The organism is Parabacteroides goldsteinii, assembly GCF_020091425.1.
In the GTDB taxonomy this organism is placed as follows: domain Bacteria; phylum Bacteroidota; class Bacteroidia; order Bacteroidales; family Tannerellaceae; genus Parabacteroides; species Parabacteroides goldsteinii.
On sequence record NZ_CP081906.1, the window covers coordinates 244,818 to 259,980 of the forward strand.

20 protein-coding genes are annotated in these 15,163 nt (G+C 46.4%); 14 read left to right on the top strand and 6 right to left on the bottom strand.

What is annotated here, in order from left to right:
- The first annotated feature begins 10 nt into the window (after nucleotides 1-10).
- From K6V26_RS01925 to K6V26_RS01985, 13 genes are all read left to right on the top strand, one after another.
- Complete coding sequence (locus K6V26_RS01925) at nucleotides 11-637, top strand: DUF4141 domain-containing protein (RefSeq protein ID WP_087340046.1); 627 nt, start codon at nucleotides 11-13, stop codon at nucleotides 635-637.
- A 20-nt stretch (nucleotides 638-657) separates the two neighbouring features.
- The gene (gene traJ / locus K6V26_RS01930; RefSeq protein ID WP_087340048.1) at nucleotides 658-1,677 is read left to right on the top strand and encodes a conjugative transposon protein TraJ; all 1,020 of its coding nucleotides are present in this window, start codon (nucleotides 658-660) and stop codon (nucleotides 1,675-1,677) included.
- Between the two features lie 36 nt (nucleotides 1,678-1,713).
- The gene (traK, locus tag K6V26_RS01935; RefSeq protein WP_224264467.1) at nucleotides 1,714-2,337 is read left to right on the top strand and encodes a conjugative transposon protein TraK; all 624 of its coding nucleotides are present in this window, start codon (nucleotides 1,714-1,716) and stop codon (nucleotides 2,335-2,337) included.
- A 44-nt stretch (nucleotides 2,338-2,381) separates the two neighbouring features.
- A complete protein-coding gene (locus tag K6V26_RS01940) occupies nucleotides 2,382-2,678 on the top strand; it encodes a hypothetical protein (RefSeq protein ID WP_224264468.1) in 297 nt (98 codons plus the stop codon).
- Nucleotide 2,679: 1 nt separating this feature from the next.
- Complete coding sequence (locus K6V26_RS01945) at nucleotides 2,680-2,862, top strand: hypothetical protein (RefSeq protein ID WP_224264469.1); 183 nt, start codon at nucleotides 2,680-2,682, stop codon at nucleotides 2,860-2,862.
- 57 nt (nucleotides 2,863-2,919) lie between these two features.
- Nucleotides 2,920-3,966: a conjugative transposon protein TraM gene (traM, locus tag K6V26_RS01950; RefSeq protein ID WP_262905176.1), complete on the top strand. Its 1,047-nt coding sequence runs from the start codon at nucleotides 2,920-2,922 to the stop codon at nucleotides 3,964-3,966.
- A gap of 41 nt (nucleotides 3,967-4,007) precedes the next feature.
- Complete coding sequence (gene traN / locus K6V26_RS01955) at nucleotides 4,008-4,901, top strand: conjugative transposon protein TraN (protein WP_087340057.1); 894 nt, start codon at nucleotides 4,008-4,010, stop codon at nucleotides 4,899-4,901.
- Between the two features lie 4 nt (nucleotides 4,902-4,905).
- The gene (locus tag K6V26_RS01960; RefSeq protein WP_087340060.1) at nucleotides 4,906-5,490 is read left to right on the top strand and encodes a conjugal transfer protein TraO; all 585 of its coding nucleotides are present in this window, start codon (nucleotides 4,906-4,908) and stop codon (nucleotides 5,488-5,490) included.
- Between the two features lie 20 nt (nucleotides 5,491-5,510).
- Complete coding sequence (locus K6V26_RS01965) at nucleotides 5,511-5,984, top strand: TraQ conjugal transfer family protein (protein WP_087340063.1); 474 nt, start codon at nucleotides 5,511-5,513, stop codon at nucleotides 5,982-5,984.
- A gap of 15 nt (nucleotides 5,985-5,999) precedes the next feature.
- Nucleotides 6,000-6,467 carry a hypothetical protein gene (locus K6V26_RS01970; protein ID WP_087340066.1) on the top strand — a complete coding sequence of 156 codons (468 nt, stop codon included), beginning with the start codon at nucleotides 6,000-6,002 and terminating at the stop codon, nucleotides 6,465-6,467.
- A gap of 4 nt (nucleotides 6,468-6,471) precedes the next feature.
- On the top strand, nucleotides 6,472-6,768 hold the full coding sequence (locus K6V26_RS01975; RefSeq protein ID WP_224264470.1) for a hypothetical protein: 297 nt from the start codon (nucleotides 6,472-6,474) through the stop codon (nucleotides 6,766-6,768).
- On the top strand, nucleotides 6,765-6,932 hold the full coding sequence (locus tag K6V26_RS01980; protein WP_224264471.1) for a hypothetical protein: 168 nt from the start codon (nucleotides 6,765-6,767) through the stop codon (nucleotides 6,930-6,932). Before K6V26_RS01975 ends, K6V26_RS01980 begins: the two co-directional genes overlap by 4 nt.
- Before the next feature lie 68 nt (nucleotides 6,933-7,000).
- Nucleotides 7,001-7,489 carry a glycoside hydrolase family protein gene (locus tag K6V26_RS01985; protein ID WP_394373140.1) on the top strand — a complete coding sequence of 163 codons (489 nt, stop codon included), beginning with the start codon at nucleotides 7,001-7,003 and terminating at the stop codon, nucleotides 7,487-7,489.
- A 116-nt stretch (nucleotides 7,490-7,605) separates the two neighbouring features.
- Here the strand turns inward: K6V26_RS01985 and K6V26_RS01990 are convergent, their stop codons facing one another.
- The 4 genes from K6V26_RS01990 to K6V26_RS02005 form a co-directional block, all read right to left on the bottom strand.
- Nucleotides 7,606-8,382 carry a phage antirepressor gene (locus K6V26_RS01990; RefSeq protein ID WP_087340071.1) on the bottom strand — a complete coding sequence of 259 codons (777 nt, stop codon included), beginning with the start codon at nucleotides 8,380-8,382 and terminating at the stop codon, nucleotides 7,606-7,608.
- A gap of 8 nt (nucleotides 8,383-8,390) precedes the next feature.
- On the bottom strand, nucleotides 8,391-9,272 hold the full coding sequence (locus K6V26_RS01995) for a DNA cytosine methyltransferase (protein ID WP_224265798.1): 882 nt from the start codon (nucleotides 9,270-9,272) through the stop codon (nucleotides 8,391-8,393).
- Between the two features lie 206 nt (nucleotides 9,273-9,478).
- Complete coding sequence (locus tag K6V26_RS02000) at nucleotides 9,479-9,853, bottom strand: hypothetical protein (RefSeq protein ID WP_087340073.1); 375 nt, start codon at nucleotides 9,851-9,853, stop codon at nucleotides 9,479-9,481.
- On the bottom strand, nucleotides 9,837-10,202 hold the full coding sequence (locus K6V26_RS02005; RefSeq protein ID WP_087340076.1) for a helix-turn-helix domain-containing protein: 366 nt from the start codon (nucleotides 10,200-10,202) through the stop codon (nucleotides 9,837-9,839). The genes K6V26_RS02000 and K6V26_RS02005 overlap by 17 nt, the downstream gene beginning before the upstream one ends.
- A 240-nt stretch (nucleotides 10,203-10,442) precedes the next feature.
- Between K6V26_RS02005 and K6V26_RS02010 the strand changes: the two genes are divergently transcribed.
- Nucleotides 10,443-10,766: a DUF6922 domain-containing protein gene (locus K6V26_RS02010; RefSeq protein WP_087340079.1), complete on the top strand. Its 324-nt coding sequence runs from the start codon at nucleotides 10,443-10,445 to the stop codon at nucleotides 10,764-10,766.
- Between the two features lie 1,121 nt (nucleotides 10,767-11,887).
- Here K6V26_RS02010 and K6V26_RS02015 read toward each other — a convergent pair.
- On the bottom strand, nucleotides 11,888-13,354 hold the full coding sequence (locus tag K6V26_RS02015; RefSeq protein WP_195586872.1) for a transglutaminase domain-containing protein: 1,467 nt from the start codon (nucleotides 13,352-13,354) through the stop codon (nucleotides 11,888-11,890).
- A complete protein-coding gene (locus tag K6V26_RS02020) occupies nucleotides 13,329-15,047 on the bottom strand; it encodes an O-antigen ligase family protein (RefSeq protein ID WP_046147768.1) in 1,719 nt (572 codons plus the stop codon). The genes K6V26_RS02015 and K6V26_RS02020 overlap by 26 nt, the downstream gene beginning before the upstream one ends.
- Nucleotides 15,048-15,163: the final 116 nt, after the last annotated feature.

The following is a 15,163-nucleotide window of genomic DNA, read 5'->3' on the forward strand; positions in this document are numbered from 1 at the left end:
GAACGATTCAATGAAACGAAAAATTTTCAGCGCATTGTGCGCCTTTTTACTTACCGCACCGGCCATGCACGCGCAATGGGTGGTGACCGACCCGGGCAACCTGGCGCAGGGCATCGTGAACAGCGTCAACGAGATGGTGGAGACCTCCGAAACGGCACAGAACGCCATGTCCACCTTCAAGGAAGCCTCGAAAATCTATGAACAAAGCCGGAAATACTACGACATGCTCAAGAGCGTGAACTCGCTGGTGAGTGGAAGCCTGAAGGTCAAGGAGTCCGTGCTGATGCTCTCGGAAATCTCGGAGAGCTACGTGACGAACTACGGGAAGATGCTCACCGACGAGAACTATACGCAGCGGGAGCTGGAGGCCATCGCCTTCGGCTACAACAACATCATGAAGAAAAGCAGCGCGTCCGTGGCCGAGCTGAAGAACATCATCAACCCCACCGGCATGTCCATGACGGACAAGGAACGGCTGGACCTTATAGAAAGGGTGTACCGCGAGATGAAGCATTACAGGACGCTGGTGAACTACTATACCCGAAAGAACCGGCGCATCTCCTACCTGCGGGCCAGGGAGAAGGGCGAGACCGAACAGGTCCTGAAACTTTACGGGGAGGATGAACGCTATTGGTAAACCCTTAAAAAGACAAGATCATGGTATTATTATCCCTATCCTTCGACAGCCTGCACGGTATCCTGCGCCGGCTGTATGACGAGATGACCGAGCTGTGCCAGCCGATGATGACGCTGGCCACGGCCATCGCCGCCCTGGGCGCGCTCTTCTACATAGCCTACCGCGTATGGCAGTCCCTCTCTCGCGCCGAGCCGGTGGACGTGTTCAGCATGCTGCGCCCCTTCTGTCTGGGCATCTGCATCCTGTTCTTCGACGTGATCGTGCTGGGAAGCCTGAACGGTATCCTGAGCCCCGTCGTGCAGGGAACGGGTGCCATGCTCCACGACCAGACCTTCGACGTGAGGAAGTTCCAGGAGGAAAAGGACAGGCTGCTCTCCGAGATGCCCCTGAAGGTGGCCGTGACCGGGGAGTTCAACCCCACGGACGAGGAGCTGGAGAAGGAGATTGCCGACATGGGCTGGAGCGAGGAGGACTACGCGGTGATGCAGCGGATGTCCCACACCTGTTACTCCTTTTCCCTGCAAAGCATCGTACAGACCATCATGCGCAAGGTGATGGAGTTCCTTTTCCGCGCCGCCTCGCTGGTGGTGGACACGATCCGTACCTTCTTTCTCATCGTCCTCTCCGTGCTGGGGCCTATAGCCTTCGCGATCTCGGTCTTCGACGGTTTCCAGGGCACGCTCGTACAGTGGCTGGCCCGTTATATCAGCGTATATCTCTGGCTGCCCATCTCCGACCTGCTCGGGGTGATGCTCGCCAAGATACAGACGCTGGTGTTGCAAAGCGAGATGGAAATGATACAGGATCCCCTGAGCGTCTTCTCCCCGGACGGATCGACGGCCATCTATCTGGTGTTCATGCTCATAGGGCTGGTGGGATATTTCTGCGTTCCTACCGTGGCGAACTGGGTGGTCCAGGCCGGAGGCATGGGGGCGTACAACCGGAACATGAACAATACGGCGAGCAAGGCCGCCAACGTGGGCGGGGCCGTGGCGGGGGCATCCACGGGCAACGTGGCCGGAGTACTGCTGAAAAAGTAAAAACGACTGAATAATAACATTCATTCATTTCAAGACATGGAATTCAAGAGCTTAAAAAACATCGAGTCCTCGTTCAGGCAGATCCGCCTGTTCAGTCTCGTCTTCCTCGCCTCCTGCACCCTCCTGACCGTTTTCTCCGTCTGGAAGTCCTATCGGTTCGCCGAGGCGCAGCGGGAGAAGATCTACGTGCTGGACGAGGGGAAGTCGCTCATCATGGCCCTCTCGCAGGACGCCGCGCGCAACCGCCCGGTGGAAGCGAGGGAACACGTACGCCGCCTGCACGAGCTGTTCTTCACCCTGGCCCCCGACAAGGCGGCCATCGAGTCGAACATAAACCGGGCGATGTACCTGGCCGACAAGAGCCTGTACGGGTATTACCGCGACTGGAACGAGAAAGGGTTCTACAACCGGCTCATCAGCGGGAACGTCAACCAGACGGTGGTGGTGGACAGCATGAGCTGCGATTTCGACAGCTATCCCTACCGCGTCACCACCTATGCCCGGCAGATGATCATCCGGGGAAGCAACATCACCGAACGCTCCCTGGTGACACGTTGCCGCCTGCAGAGCACAGTCCGCTCGGACAACAACCCGCAGGGCTTCCTTGCGGAGCATTTTGAGATTCTGGAAAACAGGGACCTGCGTACCGTGGAAAGGTAATGCCTCCCTATAGTAATCAACCTTTTTTGACAATATCAGGAAAAATGGATATAAAATCAACAGCGAGGGAAAGGCTGAAGACATACCTGGAGGGCCTTTCCGAGAAACAGAGACGGGGCATCCTCGTGGCGATGCTGGCCTTCACCTGCGTCGCATCGGGTATCGTCCTGCTGCGCGCCGCCGGCCGGCTGACACCGGCAAGGGAGCGCATGGAGCTTCCCTTCGGGGAAGGCAGCCTTGCGGATACCCTGCGCAGGCTGCCCGATCCCCTGAAAGGACAAGTAACAAGTATTTACCGGACCATTAAACAACCCCAGCAGAATGGAAAACAGGAAGAGTAACATGGAAGAAGAGCACGTGCCCGCCGGGGAAGCCCCGGAAGGCACACGGCCGGCGGAAGCCGGGGATATCCCCTCCAAAGGAACAAAACCGGAAAAGCGGCTTAGCGAGGAGGAAATCCTGCGCCGCAGGAAATACGTCGTCATACCGGCCTTCGTGCTGGTATTCCTGGCGGTCCTCTACTGAATATTCGCCCCTTCCGGTGACAACGGGGAAACGGTGGCGGGTGGTTCCGGATTCAACGTGAACGTGCCGGAACCCACGACGGTCCAACTGGAAGGGAATAAAACGGACGTTTATGAAAGACAGCAGGCCCGTCGTGAGAAAGACAGACGGATGCAGTCGCTCTCCGACCTTGCCGGAAGGTTGTTGGAGGGTAAGGGACAGACGGACAGCCTATCCGGCCCGGACGGAAGCATACGGCAGTCGGCGGACACCTACGAAAGGATCACCGAGCAGCTGGAAAGTTTCTACGAGACACCGCAGGAAACGGCCGGCGGCCTGGAACAGAAGGTGGACGAGCTGAACCGCCGGTTGGAAGAGGCGGAGGCGGAAAACAGGCGCGCGGAATCCCGCGAGCGGATGATGGAACAGTCCTACCGGATGGCCGCCAGGTACTTGAACCCCAAACCGGAAGCCACGCCCGGCGAGACGGAGGAGGAAGAAAAGCCGGAGCCTGTCCCCGTCAGCCGGGCGGAGAGCGGAACGACCTCCTCCCTGGAGCAGCCGCTGACGGACTCCGCGTTTGTCGCCTCACTGGCCGTGGAGAGGAACTACGGTTTCAACACGGCGGTGGGCAGCAGCTACCGGATGGGGATGAACACCATCCCGGCCTGCATCTCCGAGAGCCAGACCCTCGAGCAGGGAGGACGGGTGAAGTTGCGCCTGCTCGAGCCCCTGCAGGCCGGAAGTATCACCGTGCCGGCCAACAGCCTGGTGACCGGCACGGCCGACATCCGGGGGGAACGCCTGGACATCCTGGTAAGCAGCATCGAATATGCCGGGAATATCATCCCGGTGGAACTGGCCACATATGACATTGACGGGCAGCGGGGCATCTTCGTGCCGGGATCGGAAAGCCGGACAGCCGCCAAGGAAGTATTGGGGGACGTGAGCCAGAGCATGGGCGGTAGCATCTCCTTCGCCGGTTCCGCCGGGCAGCAGGTGGCGATGGACCTCACGCGGGGTGTCCTGCAAGGCGGGACACGGTTCATCTCGCAGCGGGTCAAGGCGGTCAAGGTAAAGCTGAAGGCCGGGTACAAGGTGCTGCTGGTCACAAAAAAGCAATAATGACGTTTAACTGTAATCTTTTTTAAAAGCAATCATTCAAGATGAGAACATTCATTCTTTTAATCATGGCTGCGCTGGCGGGAGTGACCTGCCGGGCGCAGGAGCCCAAACCGGAGGGCGGGGTCAGGATCCTGACCGCCGGCCAGCATATCACACCCTACAGGATCGGCGTGCCGTTCAGCAAGACGGTTCATATCCTTTTCCCCGCGGAGGTCCGCTATGTCGATCTGGGCAGCACGGACATCATTGCGGGCAAGGCGGACGGCGTGGAGAACGTGGTGCGCGTAAAGGCGGCCGTCCGGGATTTCCCCGGCGAGACGAACTTCTCGGTCATCACGGGAGACGGATCGTTCTATTCATTCCTCGTCTCCTACAGGGAGGAGCCGGAAGCGTTGAACATCAATATGGACTGCCGGTTTCCGACGGAACCCTCCGCAGGCGGGAGCGCCGTCCGTGTGACCGAGCTCGGCGAGGAGGACCCCTCGGTCATCGCCAGCCTGATGTACACCATCCACCGTCTGGACCGCAGGGACGTGAAGCATATCGGTTGCCGCCAGTTCGGGATGCAGGCCCTGCTCAAGGGCATCTATGTGCATAAGGACCTGCTGTTCCTCCATATCTCGCTGGCCAATTCCTCGCATGTGCCCTTCGATATCGACTTCGTGCGTTTCAAGGTAGTGGACAAGAAAGTGGCCAAACGTACGGCACAGCAGGAAACCTACATCGAACCGGTGCGTGCGCTTAACGAACTGAGGCGTATAGAGGGCAAAGGGGAAGGACGCATCGTCTACGCTTTCCACAAGGTGGTCATCCCCGATGACAAGCTCATCGAGGTGGAGATTTACGAGAAAGACGGCGGACGCCACCAGCGGTTCCATATCGAGAACAGTGACCTGGTGGATGCCAGACTGGTGGACGAACTGGTAAAGGAGTAATACCATGAGAAAGTATCTGTTTATAACAATGTGCGCCTTCCTCTCCCTTTGGGCGGGCAAGGTTTCCGCCCAACGCTACCTGCCCGGGCAGACGGGGCTTGAACTGAGGCTGGGCGGCGTGGATGACTTCGGAAGGAACGTAAGGCATCTGAGAGGAAATTTTCAGATTGGACTGGCCCTGAGCCGCTACAACCGCAACCGTTCGCGCTGGGTGGTCGGGGCGGATTATGTGAAGAAGCACTATGCCTATAAGGAGACGGCCGTTCCCAAGGAGCAGTTCACCGCGGAGGCGGGCTGTCTCTTCCCGTTCCTCTCGGACAGGGGCAGGAACGTGTTCCTCTCCGCCGGCCTGTCCGCGCTGGCCGGCTATGAGAGGGTAAACCGGAACGGCAGGCTCCTTTATGACGGGGCGACCCTGCTGCACAAGGGTGCCTTCATCTACGGCTTCGCCCCGGCACTCGAGATGGAGGCGTTCCTTACCGACCGCTGGGCCTTTCTTTTCAATGTCCGGCAGCGTGTCTTTTTCGGATCGTCCGTAGGGCATTTCCATACGGTAGTGGCCGTCGGACTGAAATACATCATCGATTAATCTTTTAAAAACAGGAAACAATGAAATTAGGAACATTCATCATGGGATGCACGCTGGCTCTGCTGGCGTGCATATTTGCCGGCTGCGACGACCGTCTGGAGGTGCGGCAGGCATACGACTTCTCGCTCTCTTCCTGGTACCTGCAGGAGGGTATTGAACCGGATGAGACAGTGGAGATCCGTCTGACGCTTAACCGCGAGGGGGATTACCGCGAGGCCCGTTACCGCATCGGATATATACAGCTGGAGGGTGACGGCGAGGTGTTCACTGTGGACGGTACCAGACTGATAAACCGCGAACTGACGGACCTCTCCGGCATCGCAGGGCTGGACACGACGGATATCCGCCGCCAGGTGTTCACCCTCTTTTACCGGAACACGGGTGGAGACAATCCCAAGATCCGCTTCGTGGCGGTGGACAACTTCGAAGTGGAGCGGACACTGGACATCCCGTTCTCCATCGAGGACAGGGCAAATACGGATACAATCGACTAACGGGAGACGGAAGTTATGACGGAACAGGATAAATACGGCATGGAGCAACTTGCCGAATATCTGGACATGCGGATACGGAACGAGGAAAAAAATATAAAGGAAAACCGGGATAAACTGGACCGGGATTACCTTTATCATTTTGCGTGGAACGGGGAGGAACTGTTCAAGTCCCATTTCATGGTAAAGCAATACGGGGAACTCCGGCAGGTAATCAGGCAGGCGGAAGCTCCCGGGGAGGTACATGGATATATACGGCATAAACGGGAGGAATGCCTGAAGGAGCTGGTCAGCGGGAGTATCCGCAGGCGTAGCACGGACGAGATTTTCAATCTGGCACATACCTACCGGCTGGAATGTATGCAGGGATTGGTCAAGGATTATGCAGGCTTCGAACGGCTTCTGTCCATGAAGCCTCCCCGAAAGGAAGTGAAAGCAAAAACAGAGCCGGAAATGAAAAAGAAGTCGAACGGATTAAAAATATAATAAAATGGTACAACAGAACCCGAATGTCATAAGGCTTATGGACTGGCTGGATTCTACAATGGAAGTGTTGGATGAGAAGATCCAGGAAGGCACGGTAAGGTCCAATGCGAACTACCTTTCTTTCTTTGAAGACAAATCCGAGGAGTTATACAGGCTGCATTATATGTATAAATGCTTAAACGATCTGCGTTCCAACATAAGGAAACTTGAAACACCGCAGAATACATACAGCGAAGAAGGAATGCCTGTCTGGATAAACTGCTGGAGCAGGACATCTCTGCCGGAAGTACAAGCCCGATGAGCAATCTGGCCCATACACTCCGACTCGAGTGTTCGCAGCAGCTTATCCGTGAATATGACCTGTTTATCCGTTTCCTTACCGCAACCCCACGACAGAGGCAGGAAGAAGAACGCACTTCAAAAGTCAACCGGGATAAAGTGCAGAAAAAAGGATTAAGATTATAGTAAAAGCAATGAAACAAGTAAAGAGAATGTCTGTTTGAAGAGGAAAGGCAATACTATGCCTGCTTGTGATGACACTGTTGCCGTCAGGACTGACTGTCGGCCTGTCGGCACAGTCTGTAAAGATACAGCAGAAACCGGATCCGGTAAAATTTGAGCTTGCAGTCAGTCTTGTAAAACATTGGGAAGGACTTCATGGAAGGGACAAATTCCCGTACTATGGATTTGGGCACAGGCTATTGCCGGGAGAAAACCTGTCCTACGACATGACGGAAGCAGAAGCGGAAGCACTGCTCCGTAGGGATCTCATGAAACGCTACGTATTGTTCCGCAGGTACGGTAAAAATGCACTTCTTTTAACGGTTTTGAGCTACAATGTGGGAACGTCAGCATTGCTCGGTTATGGGAAACGACCCAAAAGCCGCCTGCTCCGAAAGCTGGAAGCCGGAGACCGTGATATATACAGGGAATACATTTCCTATTGCCACTACCGGGGACGGAAGGTCAAATCAATAGAAAGACGCAGAAAAATGGAATTTTTACTGCTTTACGAGAAATAAAAAGGACAAGGGAGAGCACAGCAAAATGGCGTATGCTCTCCCTTTATTCATATATAGGGTTTTCAATACTTCCCACATTATAAATCCGGTTGTTATAATGTGGGGGTATGTCATGCCTAATACCCAATATTGAAATTCAGCAGCTGATGGATAAAAAGCCGGCCGCGTTCCGTCCATACGGTATGCATGGCCGTTCCGGTTTCTCCGTTCCGGTTTTGCCATATATGCGTATGTGTCCGGGTATATCCTTCCTTGTGGTATCGGGCGGTAAGCATCCAGGTTCCTGACTGGCGGAACTGGACTCCAAGCGATTTCAGCCTGTAATTCAGCTCCCTTCCGCTCATTCCAAGCTCTTTGGCTATCTGCGTGATTGTATATGTACTTGCAGAATGCAGGACCTCTTCAAAATACCTTACCTTAGGAGCCTGCCGGCTTAATTTGATGGCGTTCTGCGCGTTTTTCTCTTCCAGTACGGATATATGCCTGTCGCGTTCCTTTATCCTGTTTTCTGCGAGCAACAAGGCCCGTGAAAGCAGTTCGGAGTCGGTTTCTCCCTTTATGTTAAGCAGGTATCCGCCTTCTTTTAGTGTTCGTGGAACGAGGTCGTCAAAGATCCAGCTTTCAAACCTTTCAGCCGAAGGCAGACGGCTTCCGGCTATAAGCCTGTACACGTTCCCTTCGTCTATGAACTTGACTTTCTGACGTCCGCCCGTGGTAGGGATGTCGTGAATGCAGACTCCCTTCTGTTTACAGTGCCGGTCTATGGCATCCCTTGTATTGGCGTATCCCAATGATGCGGCGACATCCTTTGCGCAAAACCATATTTTGCCGTCCTTCTCGACTGTCCGGATTTTACCGAACTCAGGATGTTCCGCTATAATGAATGTATGCATGCTGTCTATTATTTATAAGTTGATTCTATCGCTTTGAATATCTCATGGATTACTTGGGGGACGATGGCGTTTCCGTATCCCTTGACGGACTGCTGCCGCCAGGAAGAAAAGGTAATACCGTCCAATTGACAGGGAATCCCATCATCTCGGCCACAAACAGGGGATTGAGTTGGAAACTCCTCCCAGCCCGGGCAAAGAAATCGGGAAGGCTGCCCTGCCACGGTTTTTTCCCCTTCCTTTTGAAATTTTCCAAGGTCGGCGCGCCCTTCCAGTCCCTTGCCGTCGGGGTCGGGAGCAGTCCGTGGAAGTCCAGAAAGTCCGCCAGGCCGTTGGGGTTCTTCTCCCCGTCCTCCGACTCGTGCATCGACACGCGCCCCTGACGTTTCCAGCGTTCCACCCGCTGCCAGTGGTGTATCTCCGTAGCTGTCGGGGTGGGCAGCAACATCTCGCGGATGATCTCCGGAAGGCTCTTCTGTTGGCTGCCGGGTCCCCTTACCTTGAAGTCCGAGGCTATCGGCGTGGGCAACAAACCAGACACGGTCCCTTCTGTGTGGGGCACCGACGGCACAAGCCGGAATAAGCAGCGGCTGGACGGTATATCCTTCACGCTCAAGATCACGGCAGATGGTCTCGACGACGTATTCCTCCCGTTTGCGGTATACAGGCTGATCCTCTCCGAACAGAGAGGGCTGACATCCCACGTGAGCCGTCTTGCCGGGCTGTACCATCGTGAGGATGCCACCAACATTCTCACCAACAATCCAACCGGGCCGGATCTCGTGAATGGCACGGAGCATGTGAGGCCAGAGGTAACGGCTGTCCTCCGCGCCCTTTCGCCGGCCGGCAACGGAAAAGGGCTGGCATGGGAAACCTCCTGTGAGGATGTCGATCCGTCCCCTTCATCCCCGAAAATCCGTAGTTGTAATATCCGTATAACTTTCTGCATGGCTGAACCAATAATTTAAAATCCGGTTACAAAACTCATCTATCTCACAATGGAAGGCGTTACGCCATCCCATTCATTCAGCGGCGAGATCCGCCGCGCCAAACCCGCTGAAAAGCGAGGCATGTACCAACTGTCTCATATTTAATCATATTAATCGGTTAATGAATCCGTTACATTCCCGGTCTCTCTTTTTACCGGAACGGTTATCGCCATTCCGTCGATCTTGCGGTATATCTTTCCCATCTCCAGCATGTTCTTCAACCGGAGAATGTCCGTGATCTCATAGACGGTTATGCCGTTCTGCACGCTGAAACGGATGTACCCCCTCTGCCGTTGCGCCTCCACTTCCTCACGGGTCATCTGGAGAAGCTCGCAGATCTCCTCCAGCGTGAAGGTCAGTCGCACTTCCTTGACGGTATGCGCATAGGTCAGGATACTCAATATCTGCAGGCATTTACGGTGTGCCTTGACAAGGGCGGCGAACTTGTTCCGCTCGATCATGATGTACTTACTTTGATTTTCCATTTGTCTTGCTATTTTTAATTGTTATTGGTTCCTGTTCTTCGAAGGCTTCCGGCAGGGCGGCTGTACCATATTCCTCCCGGAGAAACTTGTACACGTCGAATGCCCAGAAGTACACCTTGCCGCTAATCTTGAAGGACGGCAGCTTTCCCGACATGCGCCAGCGTATCAGTGTCCGGTCGCAGACTTTCAGCTGGAGACGCATGTCGCGGCTATCCAGCATCTGCTTGCCGTTGAAGTTACTGAGCGCTTCCAGCTCCATTTCCAGACGGGCGATGAGCTTGTTCTGACGCTCGAAGTATCCTTCGATCATCTGCTTGAGCTCCATGATTTCATTCTTGCCTTCTTCCATTTGTCGGTTGTTTTTAGTTCGATACTGTTTTTGTCTTTCTTCGCTTGCAAAGTTTGGGAAAATCAGAAGGCAAACATAGGGTTGACGGATACCGCCAGCCCCATATTTTACCAGTAAACCATTATGTATCAATGATGTATTTTTTGATTATTTTTTATTGATTCCGATACATCTCCAAAGAAAAACTTGTCTCTTCGGGGTAAAAAGACTATTTTTGTAACAGTATTCATTTGGGATAAAATGACAATATTCGATGATTATAAGAAATATGGCGCATGTTCCGTTTCCCCGTCATTGTTATGGGAATACGACCTGTCGGACTTCGATTGGTGGAAGTCACGGAAGATTGTCCTACAGCGGATTCTGGAAAGGGGATGGCTGGAGGACTACTACGCCGGGTTCAATCTCTATGGGGGCATTGAAGGGTTCCGGGAAATCATCAAGGAAATCCCTTTCCTATCACCACGGGACATGAACTTTGCCTGTATTGTTTTTGACTTGAAGAAGGAAGATTTGAAATGCTACACACGGAAACTGTTGAGGGAACAGCTCTTGAACTCTTGAAAAGATTGCAATCCGAGAGCTTTGCGGATTTTTTCTGCCTTGAAGAAAAATCGAAATGACCGGAAAAATAAGATAAAATGTTCGAATCATTTCCATTGAAAAAATCCGTTTCCTTTTTTCATGGAAACGGATTCAAGATAAAAAAATACTTAGATCAAAGAATTTTATTGAGGAAATTTCTCCCATGAGAATTTGCTAAGACCAAGAATATTAACTACTTTTGTAGTTGAAGAGTTATTTGAGGTTATGCAGAAAAACGCAAGTGAGCGATGGATTTTCGTCACCTAATCGTTACCTGCCTATTTTCTATGCTCCGCTTATCTTTTGAAGCTCAAAAAATTAAAGAGAACTACGCTATTTTAAGAGGTAAATGTGTCTGTTTTGACACTCTCTTATTTTTTCATGCAACAGTTTCATATAGGTATCTGTTGTATAGCCGTCCGACTACTTCTTTATAACCCAAATACTACTTCTTTCTGATCTTAAAATAACTGTATGCTAATATAAAGATACCTATCCGTTGATTTTTTGACCTGGGTAGTAAACGTTTTCGACCTAGGTGCTAAACGTTTTTTACCCAGGTCAAAAAATTAGCAGATAAGTATGTTCAGATTAGGAACAAGTAGTATTTGCTTTAGGAGACAACTGTATTTAGAATACAAAATAAGGAACTTTTGTTAGTTGTTTAGGCGTTATCCTTATGGTATATCAATAACAACTGTATAATAATGGCCAGGAAAATATTCATAACTAATGGTCGTAATATTATTAGGCTTTCAATTTTTCCCGTGTATACATTTGCCAGGTTACAAATCACTGTACTAGAGATAAATGACAAGCATAGTAAAAGTATATATCGGGAATAGCGTATTTTATTTTTTCTTTTACATTGTGTATAGATGATAGTAAAAAAGAACCAATATGAAGAACACTCAATAGCATAGAGTAATTGAGTTCCAAATCCAAAAAATAAGTTTTTAACGGAACTTATAATTAACATTCCAATAAAGAATATAGCTGTAAATAATATATATTTGTATATAGACATTTGTTTTCTGGTTTTCCGTAGAGGTCTCTAATGTAAACAAATTAATGGAATATCAAAAATGACAAGAAGATTATTACCATATTTTGATATCATTATCGTATGTGAAAATTCTTCCTTTGAACTTTAAGTCCCTTTTGTCTAGAATTATATATATTGTATTTGAAGGGACATCCTGTGCATAGAGAGTTTTATATTGATCTCCGGAGATACTTATTGAACTCCAATGACTAATATTCCAGTAAGCTAATTCATAGTTATTGATATTGTCTGTTATGTGAAGGCTAGCTAGGTATTGGGTGAGATTAATATGTAATGTGTTCTTGTTGTTGATTTTGTATTTTTTTATATTGCCAAGAAAATCAACAGAAAGAGGGACTCCCATTGTTTTTATGCCACCATAATCTGTTTTAGAGATTGGTAAATACATAATGGATCTTCCAATATTGTGAAATTTATATGATTTATCATCAATCCTTTCTCCTTTAGTGATCTCTTTCCATTTATTATTATTGAATACAGCTAAGTAAATATCTTTTTGTGTTGATTTAATTGAAATCTTGATATTTGATGTCGCTATATATTCATTTGTTACATCTAGATAGTAATTATTATCAAACATTTCAATATTAGTCAATTCTGTGTTAGAGTATACTTGTCGGAATATTTTCGGAGGATGGGCGGCTAGCCAATTTCCTGTTTGCAACATTACTGGATTACAATCTTCATCAAAATAAACGACTTCGACATGTCCATTATTTGTATTCCCCCATAAGGGAATATAGTCTTTCGTTGATGCAATGCCCATAGATCGTAATGCCAGTACTATAATATCTGCTATGACAGAACAGTTTCCTTTTGAAGATAAAAAAGCTTCTTTGTAATCTAAAGAAGGTTTAATATTGAGTGAATTGTTGGAGTAAGATATTTGATTGTTAATGTCTTTGATTATTAATTGCGCAATATTTTTTATTGTCTTTTCATTTTTCATAGTATCAATCAATGGTTTATAGCGTTTCATGAAGAATGATCTCCAGTCTGTTAGATTTTCCTTATTTATTCTATATGGTAGGATATACTCGTAAAATATACTTTTTGTATATCCTTTAGACCAAGGATAGTTTTTCCATGCATAAAATGCTTTGTTACAATTTTCTATTAAATATTGAGGATCAATATATTGTGTGTTATACATAAGATCTGTTTTGATATGCAGATTTAAAGAGTCCAATATGAATTTATAATTGTTTTTATTTATGTGTTTGTCAAATAAAGAGAAATGTGTATTTGTGTCTGATAAATCTTTTATTATTACTTTATGGGTATATTTGTTTGCCATATTTTTAATTAAAAATAATGCTGCGTTATATTTTTCTTTGTCGTTTTTATAATGTTTTAAAACTTTATACAGATTATCGTTGTCTGATTTATAAGAAAGTATATCTGTATTGTTCTTTATGATACAAACAGCACATATAAAAGTAATCGTTGTTGAAAATATAACAATTATTTTTTTATTAATTATATATTGAAATAATTTCATTTGCTTCTTCTTTTATTTTTTGTGTAGTATAAGATGGTATTTTTACATTAAACTCCTTAATATGTTTTGCTATTTTTATCATCTGATTTTGTTTGTTGTATTCTTTGTATATAAGCATTAATTGATATAAAGGGAAGATTCTATTTGGGACTATTTTAGAAGCGTAGGTATAACATTTTATGGCTTCGTGAAGATTGTTGATGTTTTTATAGTTGTTCCCTTTTAATATCCAGATAGATGATGTGTTCATGTGCGTTAATATTTTGTCTAAATGAATATTGCTTTCTTCATTTTTTTGACATTTAGATAGTATGACAGCATAATTGTATAGAAACTGTGTGTCATATTTTAACTTGTCTTTAATAGAATTGTAAATTGTCATTTTTTCTTTATCAGATATTGATGTGTTTTTTGTATTTTGCCAAATAGTGTATGCGTTTTTTCTGTTTATTATAGATCCAATGAAGCTAAAGCTGAAAAAAGAAAATAGTATAATTAATAATTTGCATTGTATTTTATTGAAAGAAAAAAGAATCCTTTTTTCAAATGACGCAAGTATTCCAATAAGGATTGTTATTGTTAATAATGTTTCAACCCTTCTTAATGGATAACTTGATAGTGAAACTATTAATATAGATAGAACTGAATATTTTAAAGGAGATATAATGAACTTATTTTCATTCGTTTTGATTGTAAGCAAATATATTATGAATATTAATGTAAGTATTATTCCTATTATTCCATACTCAACTCCTATTTGTAGAACTTCGTTAAATCCATATTTAGTATTATCAGCGAATATTTTATATTTGCTATCTGGATTTGTACTGAAATAAGATGCCTGGTAATCTGGATATACAGAATAGAAAGTGTTATAGCCGAAACCGAGAATGGGTTTGTCGAATATCATTTTTGTAGTTATCTTGTATATAAGGATTCGACCATCTACAGAGTCTTTTCTGTGATTGATTAAATTGTATAGAAATAATATACCTAGTGATGTAAATAATAAAATGCAAATAGTTGTTTGTTTTATATTAATCTTCCTTATATGATTAATTATTGTGTTACTGCTCTTTATATAAATGTAAATAGTACATATTGATATGGATAGAATAGCACTTCTTGAATCTGTTAGATATATGCTGATAATAATCAGTACTGAGTTTGATCCATATATGATTTTCTGCATAATATCCTTGGTATTCAATAAGAAATAGAAACCAATCGGATAAGTTATGGCCAGATATATACCCGTTATGCCGGAGTTTCTCATTATGCCAATTAAAGGTGATGTATAATTGTTGTATATTGATATGAGAGCATGTATTGTACTTATTGAAATAATAATGAGTAGGATATTAATATTCCATCGTGTCTTTGATATGCAGAAAAACAGAATAATGTAACAGATGATTACATAAGTGTCATTATCCCAGTTCTTAATATTAAAAATAATGTATATTATCCCTATAGCTATATAAATATCATATATGTATATGAATATTCGGTTTTTGAATAGTAGATAATGTAAAATGAATATTATACTAATACTGAAAACAAATATTTCTTTTAGATATCCATAATTAATATTATTTGTTATCAAGGGGTAGAAAAATAATAAACAGGTTAATAAAGTGCTTGGTAATAGATTTGTTTCCCATTTATTTGAAATGTACAATCTGCTTTTCATTAGTAATTGTTAGATAAAATAATTAGTCTATTCTTATAAAACAGAATAGACTAATTTAGATTAAAGTTACTTGTTTGTTTTATACTTTACAGTACCTATTATAATTAATAGAATTA